This window comes from Sphingomonas qilianensis (assembly GCF_039614825.1).
Taxonomy (GTDB): domain Bacteria; phylum Pseudomonadota; class Alphaproteobacteria; order Sphingomonadales; family Sphingomonadaceae; genus Sphingomonas; species Sphingomonas qilianensis.
The window spans coordinates 1,136,670-1,154,789 of the sequence record NZ_JBDIMF010000001.1; the positions used below are offsets into that span (position 1 = coordinate 1,136,670).

Annotated in this window: 17 protein-coding genes; 1 reads left to right on the forward strand and 16 read right to left on the reverse strand. The window is 65.1% G+C overall.

Features of this window, described 5'->3' with window-relative positions; translation table 11 throughout:
- Window positions 1-156: 156 nt before the first annotated feature.
- The 14 genes from ABC969_RS05575 to ABC969_RS05640 form a co-directional block, all read right to left on the reverse strand.
- On the reverse strand, window positions 157-1,257 hold the full coding sequence (locus ABC969_RS05575) for a glycosyltransferase (protein WP_345863536.1): 1,101 nt from the start codon (window positions 1,255-1,257) through the stop codon (window positions 157-159).
- Window positions 1,254-2,297 (reverse strand): 3-isopropylmalate dehydrogenase, encoded by a 1,044-nt coding sequence (leuB, locus tag ABC969_RS05580; RefSeq protein ID WP_345863537.1) that lies wholly within the window; start codon window positions 2,295-2,297, stop codon window positions 1,254-1,256. The genes ABC969_RS05575 and leuB overlap by 4 nt, the downstream gene beginning before the upstream one ends.
- A gap of 47 nt (window positions 2,298-2,344) precedes the next feature.
- On the reverse strand, window positions 2,345-2,971 hold the full coding sequence (gene recO / locus ABC969_RS05585) for a DNA repair protein RecO (RefSeq protein WP_345863538.1): 627 nt from the start codon (window positions 2,969-2,971) through the stop codon (window positions 2,345-2,347).
- Between the two features lie 438 nt (window positions 2,972-3,409).
- Window positions 3,410-6,640, reverse strand: a complete 3,231-nt coding sequence (locus ABC969_RS05590; protein WP_345863539.1) for a DUF3857 domain-containing protein — start codon at window positions 6,638-6,640, stop codon at window positions 3,410-3,412.
- A gap of 81 nt (window positions 6,641-6,721) precedes the next feature.
- Window positions 6,722-8,641 carry an excinuclease ABC subunit UvrC gene (gene uvrC / locus ABC969_RS05595; protein WP_345863542.1) on the reverse strand — a complete coding sequence of 640 codons (1,920 nt, stop codon included), beginning with the start codon at window positions 8,639-8,641 and terminating at the stop codon, window positions 6,722-6,724.
- 107 nt (window positions 8,642-8,748) lie between these two features.
- Window positions 8,749-9,054, reverse strand: coding sequence for a hypothetical protein (locus ABC969_RS05600; protein ID WP_345863543.1), 306 nt, complete (start codon window positions 9,052-9,054; stop codon window positions 8,749-8,751).
- A gap of 147 nt (window positions 9,055-9,201) precedes the next feature.
- Entirely contained in the window at window positions 9,202-9,756 is a 555-nt protein-coding gene (locus ABC969_RS05605; protein WP_345863545.1) for a F0F1 ATP synthase subunit B family protein, read from the reverse strand.
- Entirely contained in the window at window positions 9,749-10,243 is a 495-nt protein-coding gene (locus tag ABC969_RS05610; protein ID WP_345863546.1) for a F0F1 ATP synthase subunit B family protein, read from the reverse strand. Before ABC969_RS05610 ends, ABC969_RS05605 begins: the two co-directional genes overlap by 8 nt.
- A gap of 27 nt (window positions 10,244-10,270) precedes the next feature.
- Entirely contained in the window at window positions 10,271-10,483 is a 213-nt protein-coding gene (locus ABC969_RS05615; RefSeq protein WP_260600460.1) for a F0F1 ATP synthase subunit C, read from the reverse strand.
- A 64-nt stretch (window positions 10,484-10,547) separates the two neighbouring features.
- Complete coding sequence (locus ABC969_RS05620) at window positions 10,548-11,306, reverse strand: F0F1 ATP synthase subunit A (protein ID WP_486669488.1); 759 nt, start codon at window positions 11,304-11,306, stop codon at window positions 10,548-10,550.
- Between the two features lie 20 nt (window positions 11,307-11,326).
- A complete protein-coding gene (locus tag ABC969_RS05625; RefSeq protein ID WP_345863548.1) occupies window positions 11,327-11,611 on the reverse strand; it encodes an AtpZ/AtpI family protein in 285 nt (94 codons plus the stop codon).
- A gap of 198 nt (window positions 11,612-11,809) precedes the next feature.
- Entirely contained in the window at window positions 11,810-12,199 is a 390-nt protein-coding gene (locus ABC969_RS05630; RefSeq protein WP_345863549.1) for a DUF1318 domain-containing protein, read from the reverse strand.
- Window positions 12,199-12,402 carry a YnbE family lipoprotein gene (locus ABC969_RS05635; protein WP_345863550.1) on the reverse strand — a complete coding sequence of 68 codons (204 nt, stop codon included), beginning with the start codon at window positions 12,400-12,402 and terminating at the stop codon, window positions 12,199-12,201. Before ABC969_RS05635 ends, ABC969_RS05630 begins: the two co-directional genes overlap by 1 nt.
- A complete protein-coding gene (locus ABC969_RS05640; protein WP_417766394.1) occupies window positions 12,399-15,572 on the reverse strand; it encodes an intermembrane phospholipid transport YdbH family protein in 3,174 nt (1,057 codons plus the stop codon). Before ABC969_RS05640 ends, ABC969_RS05635 begins: the two co-directional genes overlap by 4 nt.
- Before the next feature lie 93 nt (window positions 15,573-15,665).
- Between ABC969_RS05640 and radC the strand changes: the two genes are divergently transcribed.
- Window positions 15,666-16,349, forward strand: a complete 684-nt coding sequence (gene radC, locus ABC969_RS05645; RefSeq protein WP_345863554.1) for a RadC family protein — start codon at window positions 15,666-15,668, stop codon at window positions 16,347-16,349.
- A gap of 149 nt (window positions 16,350-16,498) precedes the next feature.
- Here radC and ABC969_RS05650 read toward each other — a convergent pair whose 3' ends face one another.
- Window positions 16,499-17,143 (reverse strand): glutathione S-transferase family protein, encoded by a 645-nt coding sequence (locus ABC969_RS05650; protein ID WP_345863556.1) that lies wholly within the window; start codon window positions 17,141-17,143, stop codon window positions 16,499-16,501.
- 65 nt (window positions 17,144-17,208) lie between these two features.
- Window positions 17,209-18,078 carry a dienelactone hydrolase family protein gene (locus ABC969_RS05655; protein ID WP_345863557.1) on the reverse strand — a complete coding sequence of 290 codons (870 nt, stop codon included), beginning with the start codon at window positions 18,076-18,078 and terminating at the stop codon, window positions 17,209-17,211.
- Window positions 18,079-18,120 lie beyond the last annotated feature (42 nt).

Below are 18,120 nucleotides of genomic sequence, written 5' to 3' on the forward strand. Positions count from 1 at the left end.
GTTCAGGGTCCACCGCGCTCCGCGATCGGTCGTCGGTGAGGCGCGGTGGATGCTGAAAACAAGTTCAGCATGACGGTAGGCGGCTTTGGGGGGCTTCCTGAAGCTTATCACCCCGGCTTAAGGCGAAAATGTAAACGCAAGGTTCGATCGGCAGGATCAGTACCGCCCCCACACGAAGCGCGACGACACCGCGTAATTCCACACTGCGCCGACCGCCACGCCGATCACCGCCGACACGGCCCATTCGTGGCGCTGCGCGTCGTGGAGGAATTCCGCCACGCCGACATTGGCGATCGCGCCGACCGAGCAGACCGCGCAAAATGACAACCAGCCGCCGAACAGACCGCGCGCGCCCCTGAGCCGCAATTCGCGATAGGTCAGCGCGTTGTTGAGGAAGAAATTGACCGTCATCGCCGCGCCCGTGGCAACGATCACGCCAAGGCGGAAGCTTGTTTCCAGCCCGACATACAAAGCGGTCAACACCGCCATATGGATGCCCAGACCAAGCAAGCCGATCGCCGAGAACATCGCGAACCGCACCGGCACGACATGGCCGAACATGCGATCATAGAGTGCGATGAGGAATTCCATCGCCACGACATGATCGAGCTTGCTCTCGCCCTCGGTGCGCACGCGGAACGTGTAGGGGAATTCGCGGAACACGATTGGCCGTTTGCTCGTCGTCATGATGTCGAGCAGGATCTTGAAGCCGATCGCCGACATGTCGTGCGCCAGATCGCGCACGATCGCGCTGCGGATCATGAAGAAGCCGCTCATCGGATCCTTCAGCTCGGCGTTGAGCACGCCGCGCGCCAGCCGTGTGGCGAAAGCCGATTTGGCGACGCGGTCACTATCCCACTCGCCCGTCCCGCCGCCCGGCACGAAGCGCGAGCCGATCGCCAGATCCAGCGTCTGATCGGCCTGCAACGCGTCAAGCATCGTCGGCAGGATCGTCTCGTCATGCTGCAGATCGCCATCGATCACCGCGACGAGCGGCGCGGCGGTGGCGCACATGCCCTCGATACAGGCCGAGGACAGGCCACGCCGGCCGATACGCTGCACCACGCGCACGCGCGGGTCGGCGCGGGCAATGGCACGCGCCACATCCGCCGTGCCGTCCGGGCTGTCATCGTCGACGAAGATCGCTTCCCAGCGCCGCCCGACCAACGCCGCCTCCAGCAGCGCCACCAGTTTGGGCACGTTGGCGGATTCGTTGAACGTCGGGATGACGACCGCCAGATCGAGCAACTCGCTCACAGTTGCGCGAGCACCGCATCGCCCATTGCGTGCGTGGTCAGCGTGCCGCCGAGATCGGACGTGCGCGCGCCGGTCGCCAGCGCGCGGCCGACCGCCGCCTCGATCCGGTCCGCCGCCTCACGCATCCCCAGCGAATGACGCAGCAGCATCGCGGCCGACAGGATCGTCGCGCACGGATTGGCGCGGCCCTGCCCGGCAATATCGGGCGCGCTGCCGTGAATCGGTTCGTAGAGCCCCTTGCCCGCGCTATCGAGCGACGCGGAGGGGAGCATGCCGATCGATCCGGCACACATGCTCGCCTGATCGGACAGGATATCACCGAACAGATTGCCCGTCACGATCACGTCGAACTGGCCGGGATTGCGCACCAGCTGCATCGCGCAATTGTCGACGTACATGTGGCTGAGCGCGACCTGCGGATAGTGCGCCGAAATCTCGATCACCACGTCGCGCCACAATTGCGACGTTTCCAGCACATTGGCCTTGTCGACCGAACAGAGCCTGCCGCCGCGCCGCGCCGCGGTCTGGAAACCGAGATGCGCGATGCGGGCTACCTCCGCCTCGTTATAGCTCATCACGTCATAGCCTTCGCGCAGGCCGTCGACGGTGGTGCGCATGCCCTTTTCGCCGAAATAGACGTCGCCATTGAGTTCACGCACGATGACCATGTCGATCGCCGCGGCGACTTCGGGGCGCAAGGCGGAGGCGTCCTCCAGCCCCGGGAACAGCTTGGCCGGGCGCAGATTGGCGAACAGGCCGAGATGCTTGCGCAAGCCGAGGATCGCCTGTTCGGGGCGCAGCGATCGTTCCAGCTTGTCGCACAGCGGATCGCCGACCGCGCCGAACAGGATCGCATCGGCGCGCTGGGCCAGCGCCAGCGTTTCCGGCGGCAGCGGATGCCCGGTGGCGTGATACGCCGCGCCGCCGACCAGCGCCTCCTCGAAGATCAGATCGAGCGTCAGCGCATCCAGCACGCGGCGCGCCTCGGCAGTGACTTCGGGGCCGATGCCGTCCCCGGCGAGAAGTGCGATCAGCGGCATGAACGATCCTCAAATGAACTAGCGGCGCTTTGCCGCCCCGCCTGCGCTCACGCAACCGCCCTTTTCAGCCGCTCGATCAGCCGCGCGCGCGCGGCCAGCGTATCGTGGCGGCGATCGGTGAGAATATCCGCCTCCAGCGAGAGGCCGGTGACGCGCAAGGCAGCGAGAATATCCGCCCAGTCCGCCTCGCCGCCCGTCCGCAGGATATCGGGCAGATCATCGCTTTCCAGCCCGTAGCCAAGCTCGGCCAGCACCAGCAATTCGAACCGCGCCAGTGCCACCGCCCAGCCGCGCGCCGCCGGCGCCGCCTCGATCGCGCCGATCACGCCGCTGAGCGCGCCATGCACCCGGGGATAAGGCTGCGCCTCGGGCAAGGCGGTGGCGGTGAGCGCGGTTACCCATTCGAGCGCGGCGGCGGGCAGCGGCTCGGCATAAAGCGGGGCACGGCTGCGGATCAGTTCCAGCGTCAGCCCGGCGAGCTGATCATCGGTGCGCGCGCGCCATTCCCCCAGCACGAGATTGGCCGGCTGCAGGATCGGCCGAATCCGCCGCGAGCGCCCGCCACGCACATAGCCGGCCTGCAAGCCATGCGCGGCGGTCAGCGCACGCACGATGGCGCCGTTCTCGCCATGCTGGCGGACCGCGAGGATCAGGGCTTCGGCGCGCAGATGCATGGAAAGCCCATTACACCGCTCCCTCCGGGAAAGGGAGGGGGCCGCGCCGACGTCACGGCGGTGCGGGCAATCGGTGATAAGGAGGGCACCACCCCCAAAACTTCCGCACTTCGCTCTCCCCGGCACCGCCACGAGGCGCAACGCGGGGCAGTCCGGTGCGAGCGGCTATAAAATCACCTCGCTGCTAAGGATCGGCGGGCGGCCGGAACGGCGGGTGCGGAACACGCTTACAATCGATACCGCGCGAGCACTCCAAGGGGTAGGCAATCCCCGCGCCCGGGCCGGCCCGATCAGGCCATCGAACAGGCTCGCCATTTCAAGCGCGCCAACGTGATGTCGCCCGGCGAGTTCAGTATCTATGGTGAGCATACGCGCGCCATGTGCGCGCAGCACGCCAGCCGGGAAGACATGCCAAATGAGGGATGAGCCGGCGTCGGCTCAGGGCATGGTGATGCCGTATTCTTCAAAGTCCGACTGCACGTTGGGATAGACTTTCAGCGCGCTGGCCAAGTCGGCGGCGGCCTGGGCCTTGTTTCCCTTGCGCGCCCACGCCAATGCCCGTCCGTACAGCGATGCGCCCTGAGCCGGATGGCGCGCCAGAACCTTGTCATAGGCGGCAATCGCATCATCGAGCCGCTCCATTCGCAAAAGGACGAACGCCCGAGTATCGAGGATAGCGGTATTTTCGGGTTGCTTGGCGATCGCCGCGTCGCAGTCCTCTAACGCGGACGGCAAGGCGATACCCGCCGTCGCTCTCGTCCAGCACACGGCATTGAGCCCAGTCGCGTCCGTTGCGATCGCGCGCGCGGCAACGAAATCCCTTTCTGCGCCAGCCAGGTCGCGGGATTGGGCACGGGCAACGCCTCGTGCGGCGAGCAAACCAGGACTGTTCGGCTCCAGCGCGATCGCTGCCGTATAGCTGATAATTGCGCCGGGCAGATCGCCCGATTCCTGTTGTAGCCTTGCTTTGCCCGCAATGGCGCTGGAAGATTTCGGTTCTAGCTTCAGCGCCGCATCGTAATCTGCGATCTTGCCAGCCCGATCGCTCTTCGCGCGCGCCACCGCGCGATTGATATAGATATAAGCCTCCGGCTTGAGCACGAGGGCTCGATCGTAGAGTTTCATTGCATCGTCATGATGCTGCACGCGATTATAGACATTGGCCGCTGCCACCAGCGCGTAGACATTATCCGGATTTGCCGCGATTAATGCCGTCGTCTCTTCCAGCACCTTGTCCGTTTTTACCTGCCCCAGCAGAATGTTGACGCGAATTAGGTATGCGTCGACCACACCCGGATCGGCCGTGAGCGCCGCCGCAGCGTCGCTCAGTGCCTCGTTATCCTTGCCCAACGCGCGATAAGCAGCGGCACGTTTGCACAGCGCAAAAACATCCTTGGGATCGGATTGCAACGCCATGGTAAACGCCACGACTGCGTCCTGCAATGCTCCCTGTTGCAGCGCCATAAGCCCACGACCTCGGAATATGATCGCTAAATGAGGCTCGATTGCTGCCGCCGCGTCCAGATCTCTCGCTGCGGCTTTCAGTTCTCCTTGCCAGATGTGCGCGATCGCTCGGTCGGCAAGCGCCAACGCATTGTTCGGCTCGATTGCCAAGGCAGCATTGAAATCGGCGATTCCTTCGGCAATGCGTTGGCGGTCCATCAGGTCATTGCCGCGCTCCAAGAAGGCGCTGGCGGTTTTCGGAGTCTCTTTCAGCGCGGCAGCTAATTCGGCCTCGGTACGGCGATAGGTCCCTGGCCGACGCAGATACAACGCCTCGTCAGCCATCTCGCGCAGGATCGCTTGGGCGGCGGGCGCCTCTTGCGCAGTGAATTCCGGGGCAACACTGCGTTCGGTCTTCTCGACCCTAAAGACGCCGCCGACAAGCGTGGACTTGCGCCGATATGCGATACCGGCGACGGTGCGCTCGACATCGCTTTTTCCATCCGGCTTGATGTCTGGGAAACCCGCTGGCAATTGGATCACTTCCTCGACGCGGGTAAAATACGGATAGGGTACGGCAAACGGCGCATCACGATCGGGCCCAGCATCCCGCGAAAAATCGGCTTTGTAGCCAACCCCCGTCCCGTCAGTTTCATACCAACCGCTCTTCCAGTCCAGCTTGGCAGTGCCCGACATGGTCAGACGTTGCACGCCGGTCTGGGGGTCAAACGTTGCCCCAACCGATGTCGGCTCGACAAAGTCATATTGGCCCTTCCAGTAATCGCGCAGCGCGCGATCACGCGCGTCTCCCACGAGATTGGCAACACTTGCGTTGAGGCTGATCGCGCCATCACCGCGTAGCACTGTTTCCACCGCGATCGGCGCCGCCACCGTGAGCCCGGCACGCGCATCGATGCGGATCGTTGTGCTGGACATTGGAAGCGTTAACGGCGCCGGTATCATCCGCACCAGCGCCGCTCCCGCTACCAAAGGCAACCCCCAGCCGAACCCTGGGACGGCTAGGCGGGCGAGACTGGTGTCGCCCGTGCGCGTCCCGTCAAGCCAATAAGCGCGCCCCCCGATCGTAGCGCGAACCAGCACGTGATCGAATGCGCCGGCCATTGGTAGACGCTCGTCAAGGCCGTCGCCCATGCCAGTGCTGACCAGCACCGGCACCGCGTCAATCTCCAACTGTCTAAGGATTGCCAGCAACAATGCGGTCTTGCCCTTGCAATCGCCAAAACGCCGCGACCACGTTAACGCCGCGTCCGCCGGCACCAACCCACCCGCACCCATCGCGAGCGCGACGTACCGGATGCGATCCTGTACGAGCGCCAGCGCCGCTTCCGCACGGATCGTGGGGTCGGTCGACAGCGCGCGAATCTTGTTCACCTCGTCGGTCAGCGTGCCGACCGCCGGCAGCACGGCTGCTTTGACGTAAAGCGGGGCCATCAATTGCGCGAGATCCGGCCAACCGGCAAAGTCTGATGCCTCGACGCGCCGGCTGAGTTGATAGCGCAACGGCGCGCCCTTGGGGCCGGGCACCGGCACAATATTATCCAGTGACAGATCAACCGAGGTCGTGCCGCCCACCTTCAATGGCTTTAGCGGGGGCAAGGCGCCGCTCTGCCGCAACCGCACCGCGAGCGACGAAGGCCACTGCATGCGCAGGTGGGCACGGGTAATGGGCGCATCGTTCCATGTCGCCGCTACTGCTTCGGCATGGCCTTGCAAGATCGGGTCGCGTGACACCACCGATACCGCAAATTCCAATATATCTCCGACCTGAAGCCCTTCGGGCTGGATATTGGCGGTCAACACACCGTCCAGCGTAGCGCTTTCTAAATTGGTTTCGCGCCGCACAACCGTGAAGGTCTGGCCGGATGCCAGCACATCAATCACTTTACCATCACGGTGGATCGCCAGCTTGTGCACGATCAGGTCATCGGTATCGGGTTTCCAGGGAAATGACACATTCCCCGCCGCCAGCCCCTGCGGCGTCTGTATTCGCAGAGCGATATCAAGGTACGTTGTCTGCTGGTCGGCCTCAAACGCAATTTGCTGATCGGATAGCAGCAACTGGATCGCCGCACCGTCCGCCTTGGGTGCAGGAGGCAAAGCAGTTGGTCTTACCCACGCTGGCGCTGGCGCGATCTTCGGCGCGTCGTTGGCTTGCGCCGCCCCGCCAATGGCTACGAGCGCGACAATGATAACCGGCCGAAACATAGACTTCCCCCACCCGCGTGCCCCGGAGACTAGCAGCGGCGAGATCGGCGGCAAGCGGGCCAGTAAAGAATCGCCGGCGCGCTACCGCCCGTGATAGAAATCATACACCTGCTGCGCCACCGCGGCCGACACACCCGGCGCCTGCTGCAGATCCGCCAGGCTGGCATTGCGCACCGCGCGGCCAGTGCCGAAATGCATCAGCAGCGCCTTCTTGCGCGCCGGGCCGATGCCGGGCACCTCATCCAGCGGGCTCGCGCCGATCGCCTTGCTGCGTTTGTCGCGATGCGCGCCGATCACAAAGCGATGCACCTCGTCGCGCAGCCGCTGCAGATAGAACAAGACCGGCGCGTTGACCGGCAGCTGAAACTCGCGCCCGTCGAGCATGTGAAACACTTCGTGCCCGTCGCGGCCATGCATCGGCCCCTTGGCGATGCCGACCAGGCATACGTCCTCGATGCCCATATCCTCAAGGATCGCCTTGCACGCGTTCAATTGCCCGCGCCCGCCATCGATCAGCACCAGATCGGGCCAGTCACCGGCGTCGCGATCAGGATCCTCGGCTTGTGCGCGCGCGAAGCGGCGCTGGAACACCTCCTTCATCATGCCGAAATCGTCGTTGGTCTGCGCTTGCTTGATGTTGAACTTGCGATACTGGCCCTTGCGGAAACCCTCCGGCCCCGCGACGACCATCGCGCCGACCGCCGCGCTGCCCTGAATATGGCTGTTATCGTATATCTCGATGCGATCGGGCGGCTCGGCCAGGTCGAACAATTCGGCCACTTCGCGCAGCAATTTCGCCTGCGTGGTGCTTTCCGCCAGCCGCCGCTCCAGCGCCTCGACCGCATTGCGCTGCGCCTGCTCCATCAGCCGCTTGCGCGTGCCCCGCTGCGGCACCGACAGCGCCACCTTATAGCCCACCGCACCGCCCAGCGCCTCGCCGAGCAATTCCGCCTCGGGCAGATCGCGATCGACGAAGATCGCCTTGGGTGGCGGCACTTCCTCGTAAAATTGCATCAGGAAGCTGGTCAGCACGTCCTCTTCGCCCACCTCGTTGGTGTGCTGCGGGAAGAAGCTGCGATGGCCCCAATTCTGCCCGCCACGGATGAAGAAGGCCTGGATGCCCATCACGCCATTCTGGTTGGCGAGCGCGAAGATATCGGCATCGCCAACGCCCTCGGCGTTGATCGCCTGGCTACCCTGAATGAAGGTCAGCGCACGCAGCCGATCGCGCAGGATCGCGGCAAGCTCGAAATCCATGTTGGCCGCCGCCGCCTCCATCTGCCCGCCGAGCTTGGCCTGCACCTGCGTCGATTTCCCGCCGAGGAACGCCTTCGCGTCGTTGTTCAGCTCGGCATAATCTTCCTTGGAGATGCGCCCGACGCACGGCGCCGAGCAGCGCTTGATCTGGTACAGCAGGCACGGCCGATCGCGGGTCTTGAAGAAGCCGTCGGTGCAGCTGCGCAACAGGAACAGTTTCTGCAGCGCGTTGAGCGTGTTGTTGACCGATCCGGCGCTAGCAAACGGGCCGTAATAATCGCCCTTCGCGCGCCTGGCGCCGCGATGCTTCTGGATGCGCGGGAAATCGTGATCGCCACGCAGCAGGATGAACGGGAAACTCTTATCGTCGCGCAGCAGCACGTTATAGGGCGGGCGATAGCGTTTGATCAGCTGCGCCTCGAGCAGCAGCGCTTCGGCCTCGTTATTGGTCGTCACGATGGTCATGCTGCGCGTCTGCGCGATCATCCGCTGCAGCCGCTTCGACAGGCGATCGACCTGCGTGTAATTGGTCACGCGGTTCTTGAGCGCGCGCGCCTTGCCGACATACAGCACGTCGCCGCGCGCATCCTGCATGCGGTATACGCCGGGCCGCGTCGGCAGCGTGGCGAGAACGTTGCGGATCGCCGCCACCCCCGCCTCGAGATCGGGCGCATCGCCGCTGCCGCGGACGGCGAAGGTGGATTTTTCTTCGTTGAAGCGATCGGGGGCGTTGGGCACGGACATTGCCGCTGATTTAGGGACTGATGCCCCGCCACACCAGCCGTTGTCACGCCTCCCCGCCGCCAAATCGCCGTCATCCCGAACCGGTTCAGGATGACGGCAATGCGGGGTTACTTGATCGCGCTCAGATCCGCCGACGCCTTGGCGAGCATTTCCGGCGTGATCGCCCCGCCCGCCATCGGCGCGACCTGATTGAGCGACATGCCCTTGAACTGTTCAAACATCGGATGCGTTGAGACGCCCGGAATATTCTTGTCGAGCACGGCCTTGGCTACGGGGTCGGCGATAATCGTGGTGAGCGGGGTATCGAGCGAGAATTTGGAGCTGGCGGCAATCGACGCGGCGGGCGCGGGCGCGGTCTGCGCGCAAGCGATGGCAGGCAGGCTCAGCGCGGCAGCGAGAAGAACGAATTTCATGAGGCAGGCACTCCGAAGCGGTGGCGCGATTCGCCAGCCTGCGAAGCTGTAGCGGGATTGAGAATGATCCGAAATGTGCTGGATCAAGCGTCGGATTGACCGCACTTCCCCGGCGTCTGCCGGAGCCGTGCTGGGCGGTCGACGAGGCTAGTTCAGCCGCCCCAGCCCGGCGATCGTGCGATCGATGATCGGCTGATCGGCCGCCGCATCATGCCGTTCGGCGATGATCGACGCCGCGGCGCGCGCTGCAGCCTCGGCGGCATGCGCGCGGACTTCGGCGATGGCGATGCGTTCGGCCGCGCCGATCTTGTCCTCGGCCATCTTGCCGCGACGCGCGACGAGATCAGCGGCATGCGTCTGCGCGTCCGTGATCAGCAGACGGGCTTCCGCTTCGGCATGCGATACGATCGCGGCGGCATCGCCGGCGCTGGCCGCATCACGCGCCTTGGCCGCGACGAGCAACGCCTCGGCTTCGGCGCGCAGCGCGGCCGCTTCGTCGAGATCATGCCGGATCGTGGCGATCTTGGCATCGAGCATCCGCCCGATCAGCGCCGGGACCTTTTTCCACAACAGGATCAGGATGACGACGAGCATCGACAGGGCAACGAAGCCCGGCGCCGAAATACCGAACGCTGTCGGCATATGGTGCAGCTCGGCCACGCCGGTTTCCGCGACCGCTTCCACTGCGTGTCCTTCAGCCATGCGCGCGTTCCGCCCTTACCTTCTGCTCGATCGTCGCACGATCCACCGCCACGCCCGAAAGCTTGGCAACGATATCCTGCACCGCATCGACCGTCGCGGTTTCGATTTCAGCCTCGGCCGCGGCTTTGGCGGCATCGATCCGCACGGTGGCGGCGGCGATCCGGTCATGTGCCGCGGCGTCGCCGGTCTTCAGCGTAGCCTCGGTCGCGGCGATCGCCTGTTCCTTGGCCGCGCCGACCGTTTTCAGCGATTGCGCGCGGGCCGCATCGAGGCCGCTCTGGTAAGCGGTCTCAAGCCCGTGCGCGGTATCGTTGGCGGTCTGCGCGGCAAGCAGGTCACCCGAGATGCGCGCGGCACGATCATCGATCGTGCGCTCGATCTTGGGCACCATCGCCTTGCCGATCCCGAAATAGATCAGCGCGAACACGATCGCGAGCCAGAACAGCTGCGACGCGTAAATCTCACCGATCTGGGAAATCTGTGGCATGGCGATACTTCCTTCGGTTCGCTGGTCTTAGCGAACGACGAAGAGGATGAGGATCGCGACGACGAAGGCGATCAGGCCGAGCAATTCGGCACCGGCGAAGCCGATGAACAGGCGGCCCTGCTGGCCGTCTGCCGCGCTCGGATTGCGCAGCGCGCCTTCGAGATACTTTGCGAACACGTTGCCCACGCCGAGCGACGCGATGCCGCAACCGATCGCTGCCAGGCCGGCACCGAGATACATTGCACCAAGATCAGTCATGTTAAGAACTCCTACGAAAATACAATTTTGTGGTTGGAAACGGGGACTAGTGCAGATGCACCGCGTCGTGAAGATACAGCGACGTCAGCAAAGCGAACACATAAGCCTGGATGGCGCAGACCAGCAGCTCGAGCGCGCTGACGCCGACGATCATCACGAAGCTCAGGATCGAGACCATCCAGCCGAGCGGGCCGCCGCTCGCAAAACCCTGCACCACGAAGCTGCCGAACACTTCGAGCAGAATGTGGCCCGCGGTCATTGCCACGAACAGTCGCAGCGCGAGGCTGAACGGGCGCACCATGAACGACAGCAATTCGACCGGGGGGATCAACCACAGCAGCCACCAGGGCGTGCCATGTGGCACGAACAGGCTGAAGAATTTCAGGCCATGCTTGGCAAAGCCGACGATCAGCACGATCGCGAACGACAGGAACGCCAGCACCGCCGTCACCGTGATATGGCTAGTCACCGCGAAGGTGTGCAGCCCGGGCAGCACCGCCAGCGGCATCACGCCGATCAGATTGGCGAACAGGATGAAGAAGAACAGCGAGAAGATATACGGCGCGAATTTCTTGCCGCCGGCGCCGATATTCACGTTGACCATATTGTCGATAAAGCCGACCGCGCCCTCGGCCATCACCTGCCAACGGCCCGGGATCAGCTCGCGCTTCATGCCGCCGACCATGAACAAGGCGAGCAGCACGAACACGGCGACCATGAACAGCGCCGAATTGGTGAAGGACACGTCATAGCCGAACAATTCCAGATGGCGGCCCAGCACGGGCTCCACCAGAAACTGTTCCATCGGATCGATTTTGCCGGCGCTCACTCTGCGCGCTCCTTCGAAATCTTCATGATGTTTATGAACGCGCCGATGATGGCGAGGGTGAGGACGATCAGCAGCCCCCAGGGCGTGGTGCCGAACCATTGGTCGATGGCCCAGCCGATGATGCCACCGCCCAGCAACGCGCCGAGCAACAGCGACAGCACGCGGCCACCTTGCGAATAGCCCTTGCCGACCTGCTTGGCCTCGCCGCCACGCGCCTGCTCCCCGCCGCGCGCCTTGGCGATGCGGCTGGTCAGATCATCGGTGGAACGGCGGTCGGCCAAGGCTGGATACGTCCTGATAAGAAAACGCCGCCACACCAAGGGTGCAGCGACGAGGGAATAGGGGAGCGACGCCCCCGTTGCGCGGTCCGTTTAGGAAAGGGGTTGCTGCAAGTCAACTCTAGTGGCGGCCGAGCGCCACTCCCACCGTCAACCCGGACTTCGTCCGGGTTGACGGTGGGAGTTGAGCACCGAATCACCTCACACGCACGAATCGCTTCGGGTCGGCGGCGCCGAGGTTCGCGTTGCCCATGCCCCGCCCGCGCCCGGCCCCGGCAGGCGATACTTTTCCCCCGGCAGGGTCTGCGCGATCAGATTGCAGCCGAACGTCACCGCCTGATCGTTGATCGTCACGCCTGCCGCGGCGGCCTTCTCGGCATAGGTCGCCTTGCGCTGGATATTGATCTTGTCGGCGATCGCCTGGATCGCGGGTCCACCGCTGACCACGCCGAGATAGCCGTTGGGCTGCTCGCCGACCTGCCCGGCGGCGCGCGCCGCGGCATAGGCCGGATCACGCTGCGCCATCGCGGCGGTCGAGGCAGTTGCCAGCAGCAGCGCGCCCGCGAACCACAATTTGCCATGCTTGGTCATCAGAAAATCCCCGGATTCGCTTTGATGGTCGATTTCGCCTCACCATCGAGACGATACACGACTTCCTGCTTCACGTTGATATTGAGATTGATTTCGATCGGCTTGTCCGGCGCGCTGATACTCACGCAGCCCGAACTCGCGGCGATCGCGGTCGCTCCCAGTGCCGCCGTGAGGCATCGTCTCCACGTCACTGTCAGGGTCATGGCACGATCTCGCTTTCTTGGGGCTGAACGGGTTTTGCCGGCGGCGCGGCCGGCGGCTTGGCCTGGCGATCGCGTTCCTCGATCAGCGCGGGCAGATTGCGTTCGACCAGCCGGCTGGGCTCGTAGAACGAGCGCGCCGAATCGAACAGGCCGCGGAACGGCGCCTTGATGCGCACATTGAACACCAGGGGCAGGCGCTGCAGCCGATCGAACAGGAAATTGCGTTTGGCGCCCGCGCCCTGATTGACCCCGGCAAAGCGCACTTCGGTGACCATCTCGCCCGATAACGGGCCATTCATCGTCAGGTCCAGGTTGCGATAGCGCAGCGATTTCAGCGCCTGAAACGCATAATCGCCCCAGAAACCGAGATTTTCCTTCGAGATTTCGCCCAGATACCGGATCGTCCCGCCGCCATCGCGCACCGTGAGCCGGCCGTTGTCGACGCGGCCGCCGGCCGAATCGAAGATCATCGGCAATTGCCCGTCGAACACGCCGGTTGCATCGAGATTGTCGAAGTCGAATTGCGCCAGGAATTTCGCCGCTTCCATCCCGCTTACCGTCAGCGTCATGCGCCGTTCCTGCGCGGCGGAGAAATCGAGCACCGTGGGCTCCAGCACCAGCGTGCCGCCGGCAAACGGCCAGCGCCCCTGCTCCACGCGCACGCGCGCCTCGGGCAAGGTCTGATACCGGATCACGCCGTCGTTCACGACGATGCCGGTGTTGATCGCCTTGATCGTGGCGATCTGGCCGGCGGCGCTCTGCAGCGCGAGCAGATCAGTGAAGCGGATTTCGGTGGCGATGCCGGAGACGGGGCCAAGCGCTGCGGCCAGATCCATGTTGCCGGTGCGGAACACGCCGTCGCTGGTCACAGCCTGCGGTGACCAGCGGATATGCCCTTCGCCCGCCACCGTGCCGACGACATTGGCGATCACCCCGTAGGTCAGCCGCGTGAGATCGTCGGGCTGCAAGCCCTTATCGGCAAAGGTAAGGCCGGGGACAATCAGATCGGCGGTGCCGCTGCCCTTGGCCAGATCGTGGACGATCGCGACGGTAGCCACCGTCACCGTCTTGCCCGGCGTGAGCAGCTTGCCTTGCGCGGTGATCCGGCCGTTGGCGAGCCGCAGCGTCACGCCATCGGCCGCCAGCGGCGTGAAGCGCGGCTCGGTTGCCGCATCGCTGACCATCATGCCGCCGTCGAGCTCGAGCATGCCGCGCTTGAAGCCCCAGTCGCCTGCGGCGGCCGACAGGATCAGCGGCACGTTGCCGATCTGCCCGCCGCCACCCGCAAAGTGCCCCGCGATCGTGCTACCGCTGATCCGCCCATCCAGCGCGGAGAAATCGAGCCGCGTCACCCGCGTCAGCGCGCCGAGCCGCGCCGCGACATCGCGCAACGCAAATGTCCCATCGGCCAATTCCAACCGCGCGCTGCTCGCCGCCAGCGTCAGCGGGGTGCTGCCCAAAGCGCCGGCCAGCCGTGGCGCCGCGATTGTGGCGCCGCCGTGCAGCCGCGCTCCATCCATGCTGACTAAGGTGCCGCTGATCGGGCACAAGCGGAGAGTCGCCGGGCGCAGCACCAGCCCCGATACTGCCAACCGCTGAAAGCCCAGCGCGGTGCAATCGGGATTGAGCGCCAGCCGCCCTCGCCCATTCCAGATGCCCTGCAGCGGCAGCTCCAGCCCCTCCACGCGCCCGTCACCCAGCGGCCCCGACAACGTCACACGCATGGCGAAGCGGCTGTTGCCGCCCGGTGTCGCGCTAAAGCGCAGCGGGGTGAAGGCCAGGCGCGCCCCACCCGCGGCATAAGGCTGGAGCAGCCGCGCGGTGCCGGTGACCGGCGCACCGGGCGTTGCTTGCGCCAGCGTCACCGTCGCGACGGGAAAGCCGCCACCGTGCATCGTCAGCGTGCCCGCCAGGCGTAGCGCTCCAGAACTAGGATCATACAGCAGGTCGGCGTCGTCGGGCGCCGCCAGCAGCCCGGATGCCGAACGCAACTGCACGGCGCGGACATGCACCGGCCCGTCGCTGCTGGCCGAAAACCGCGCCTGCCCGTCCAGCGACCGCCCCGCCGCCACGCTCGCGCGTGCCAGCGCGGTCGTCAGCGGGCCGACCGGCGTCCCTGCGCCGCTTGCCCCCAGCCGTGCGACCGCCGCGAGCCGCGTGGGCGACAGCGCTACGCCGCTCCACGTGGCGGTGGCATTCTCCAGCGCCAGCCGCGCGCCGACCGCATAATCTCCGTCAATCCCCAGCCGCCGCCCCGAAGCCTCGGCGCTGACGAAGCGACCGCTGTCGAGCTTGATGCTGCCCTTGGTTTCCGCTGCGGTGCCGGCGAACGACACGGTGCCCGCGATCGATTCGGTTCGCGCCAACGGATGCCGCGCCGCCTGCGTCGCCAGCCGCGCCTGCCCCCTCCAGCGATCGAGCCCCGCGCTGAGCGCCACGCTAACATCCGCCCCAACGCCCGCCACTTTGGCACCGCCACACGTGACCAATGCCACGCGCACCGGCGCGCTCAGCGACGGCGCCGCCTTGGACACGCCGATTTCGCTGGCCACCGCGACACCCCGCGCCACGCAGCCCCCGACGGTCAACATATCCGACACCGCCGCCAGGCGCCCGGCAAAGCCATCGTTAAGCTTGCCCCGCCCGCTGAGCTTGAGCCCGATCACGCCGTGCGGCGTCTCCAGCCGCATCCGCGCATCCGCCACCTCGACATTGAGCGCAGGCAGCGCGAACGGCTTGCCGCTTGGCGGGGGCAGCAATTTGTCGAGCGCGCCGAGCACCAGTCGGCCGTCCACCAGCCGCCCGCGCAGCCGCAGCGCGCCGGCGCGCACCACATCCACACGCGCGCCGGAAAGCCCGACATCGGTACTGAGCTCGATCCAGTCCGCCACCAGATCCGGTCGCGCGGGATCGCCGATCACCACATTGGTCAGCCGCTGCCGCCCGAAGCCCAGGTCGGCGATGTCATACGTCGCAGCAACACCCTTGCTCGCCAGATAGCGGTTCACATAGCCCGCCGCGATCGGCTTGCGTTGGGTCCACACCGCCATCAGCGCCACAAGCAGAAGCAGCGCGATACCGCCGATGATCCGCGCGCCACGGCCCAGTTGCGGGAGGCGGCGACGGCGCGGGCGTGCTTCAACCTCGTCGTCCGCCGTCACGCCGTGCATTCTCCCGGGGCCCCACGCGCCCGAGCTCCAGCATAGGGGCCACGCCGCGTCATGCAATTGCACGTTGCTGCAGGCTTGCTAATCTCAGGTCCGATGCGCGATCTCGACCCCGCCACCACCGGCCACCGCGCCCGCCTGCGCCAGCGGCTTACCCAGGGCGGCGGCGACGCGCTGCTCGATCACGAGCTGATCGAATATCTGCTCGCACTTGCCATCCCCCGCCGCGACACCAAGCCCCTCGCCAAGGCGTTGCTTGCCGAATTCGGCGGTATTGCCGGATTACTCAATGCCGAGTCCGAAGCGCTCGCGCGCTTCCCCGGGCTTGGCGAAACCTCGATCGCCGCGCTGAAGATCGCGCATGCCGCGGCCATCCGCCTGCTCAAAAGCGAGATCGACGAACGCCCGGTGCTGGCCAATTGGCAAGCGCTGCTCGATTATCTGCGTGCCGACATGGCGCACGACGGAATCGAGCGTTTCCGCGTGCTGCATCTCAACACCAAGAACATGCTGATCCGCGACGAAGTGATGAGCAAGGGATCGATCGACCAGGCCGCAGTGTATATCCGCGAAGTGATCCGCCGCGCGATCGAGTTCGGTTCGGCCGCGGTGATCCTGGTACACAATCATCCGAGCGGCGATCCCGCCCCGAGCCGCGCCGATATCGACATCACGCGTAGCATCGCCGAGGCGGGCAAACGGCTCAATATCGCCGTGCACGATCACGTCATCATCGGCCGCAGCGGCCATGCCAGCCTGCGCGCGCTGGGGCTGATTTGACATGCCCAATACCGATAGCATCTCGTCGTCACCGGGGACTTGGCCCGGGGTCCACCGGGCGGCTCTGTCTTGAAAGGAGGGTGAGAGTCGCCATCCCGGCAAAATTGATCCTGAAACAAGTTCAGGATGACAGTGATATTTGTCGGATCCTATGCCGTCTCCACCGGAGCCTTCGTCTGCGCCTGAGCGGCAGCGATCAGCGCATCATCGATCTCACCCGCACGCTTGTACGCCGGCCGCGAGAGGATTCGCGCGAGGTACGCATCGAAGGCATCGCGCTGCGGCAGCGAGCCGAACTGCCTGCCCCAGGCAACCTGAGAACCGGCATAAACATCCGCCGCAGTGAAACGATCGCCGGCAAGATAATCATGCGCCGAGACGGCTTTCTCCAGCACATCAACCATCAGATCGAAATTGCCGTAACCAGCCATGCGCCCCTGCTCCGCGGTCGGCGCAAAGCCCATCGATTTGTTGGTCACCGCTTGTTCCGCCGGTCCGGCGGCGAAGAACAGCCAGCGATAATAATCGGCGCGCTCCGTGGTCGGCGGGGCAAGCCCGGCCTCGGGGAAGGCATCCGCCAGATAGGCGCAGATCGCTGCCCCCTCGGTCACCACCTTGCCATCATGGACGATCGCCGGAACCTTGCCCATCGGGTTGATCGCCAGATAGTCCGCGCCCTTCATCGTCGAGGCGTAATCGAGCACCACCGTTTCATACGGCACGCCCACTTCCTCGAGCATCCAGCGCGCGATGCGGCCACGGGACATCGGATTGGTATAGAAAATCAGGCTCATGGGCGTTCTCCGGCTCACAATTTGCAAGAACATTAGTAGAACATCGTGCGCCCTGCGTCAAGTCGTTACGCAAGCGTTCTTTCGAATAAGCCGAGCATCCGGCCCCACGCGCGGTCGGCCTGCGCGGCATTGTAGACTTTGCTATCGGGCGGGCACCAGCCGTGCAGCGCGCCCTGATAAACCTCGATTTCGGCGGGCAGCTTGGCGGCGGCAAAGGCGCTGCGCAATGCCTCCTTGTCGCCGGGGCTGCGCGCGTCATCGTTCTCGGCGATGGCGAACAGATAGCTCGCCTTCATCTTGGGCACCAACAGATGCGGGCTGTCCGGCGCGTCCGTCACCAGCCCGCCGCCGTGGAACGAGGCGCCCGCGCGCAGGCGATCGGGGCGCAGTGCGGCGGTGATCATGGTCATTGGCCCGCCCATGCAATAGCCGGTGCTGGCCATGCCCCTTTTGGTATCGACCGATTTCTGCGCATCGAGAAAGTCGGTAAAGGCCCGCGCGTCGCGCGTCGTCGCTGCCGTGGTCAACGCCGCACGCCAAGGCATGATTTTCGCGCGCACCTCGGGCTGATCGAACGATTCGCCGGCCTTGAGGAATGGCGCTTTGGTGCTGCGGTAGAATTGATTGACGACGAGCACGGCATAACCCGATTCCGCCAGCCGATCGGCCATTCGCTGGAACGCCGGGCGCAGCCCCATGATGTCAGGCCACACCAGGATGGCGGGATGCTTGCCGCTGGTGGGCGCGACGAAATAGCCGTCGGCCTGGCCATCGGGCGTGGCGATGGTGACGTTCCTGCCCTTCACCGTCATGGCGTTGGCCGGGCTGGGCAGAATCATCGCCAACCCCACAGCGCCAGCGGCGGCGCCGAACTGGCGGCGGGAGAGACCGGCAAGATGGGTCGCGTTATCGTCGGCGGTGTGTTCGTCGCACATGCGGGCTCTCCTGATCGATTCGCCGTTTGGCGTATGGCGTAT

Bases quoted from the DNA above. Each gene is read 5' to 3' on its own strand.
- leuB (WP_345863537.1), bottom strand. From the start codon at position 2,297: ATGCCGCTGATCGCACTTCTCGCCGGGGACGGCATCGGCCCCGAAGTC.
- recO (WP_345863538.1), bottom strand. From the start codon at position 2,971: ATGCATCTGCGCGCCGAAGCCCTGATCCTCGCGGTCCGCCAGCATGGC.
- ABC969_RS05590 (WP_345863539.1), bottom strand. From the start codon at position 6,640: ATGTTTCGGCCGGTTATCATTGTCGCGCTCGTAGCCATTGGCGGGGCG.
- uvrC (WP_345863542.1), bottom strand. From the start codon at position 8,641: ATGTCCGTGCCCAACGCCCCCGATCGCTTCAACGAAGAAAAATCCACC.
- ABC969_RS05600 (WP_345863543.1), bottom strand. From the start codon at position 9,054: ATGAAATTCGTTCTTCTCGCTGCCGCGCTGAGCCTGCCTGCCATCGCT.
- ABC969_RS05605 (WP_345863545.1), bottom strand. From the start codon at position 9,756: ATGGCTGAAGGACACGCAGTGGAAGCGGTCGCGGAAACCGGCGTGGCC.
- ABC969_RS05610 (WP_345863546.1), bottom strand. From the start codon at position 10,243: ATGCCACAGATTTCCCAGATCGGTGAGATTTACGCGTCGCAGCTGTTC.
- ABC969_RS05615 (WP_260600460.1), bottom strand. From the start codon at position 10,483: ATGTATCTCGGTGCCGGCCTGGCAGCGATCGGTTGCGGCATCGCGTCG.
- ABC969_RS05620 (WP_486669488.1), bottom strand. From the start codon at position 11,306: ATGGAACAGTTTCTGGTGGAGCCCGTGCTGGGCCGCCATCTGGAATTG.
- ABC969_RS05630 (WP_345863549.1), bottom strand. From the start codon at position 12,199: ATGACCAAGCATGGCAAATTGTGGTTCGCGGGCGCGCTGCTGCTGGCA.
- ABC969_RS05635 (WP_345863550.1), bottom strand. From the start codon at position 12,402: ATGACCCTGACAGTGACGTGGAGACGATGCCTCACGGCGGCACTGGGA.
- ABC969_RS05640 (WP_417766394.1), bottom strand. From the start codon at position 15,572: ATGCACGGCGTGACGGCGGACGACGAGGTTGAAGCACGCCCGCGCCGT.
- radC (WP_345863554.1), top strand. From the start codon at position 15,666: ATGCGCGATCTCGACCCCGCCACCACCGGCCACCGCGCCCGCCTGCGC.
- ABC969_RS05650 (WP_345863556.1), bottom strand. From the start codon at position 17,143: ATGAGCCTGATTTTCTATACCAATCCGATGTCCCGTGGCCGCATCGCG.
- ABC969_RS05655 (WP_345863557.1), bottom strand. From the start codon at position 18,078: ATGTGCGACGAACACACCGCCGACGATAACGCGACCCATCTTGCCGGT.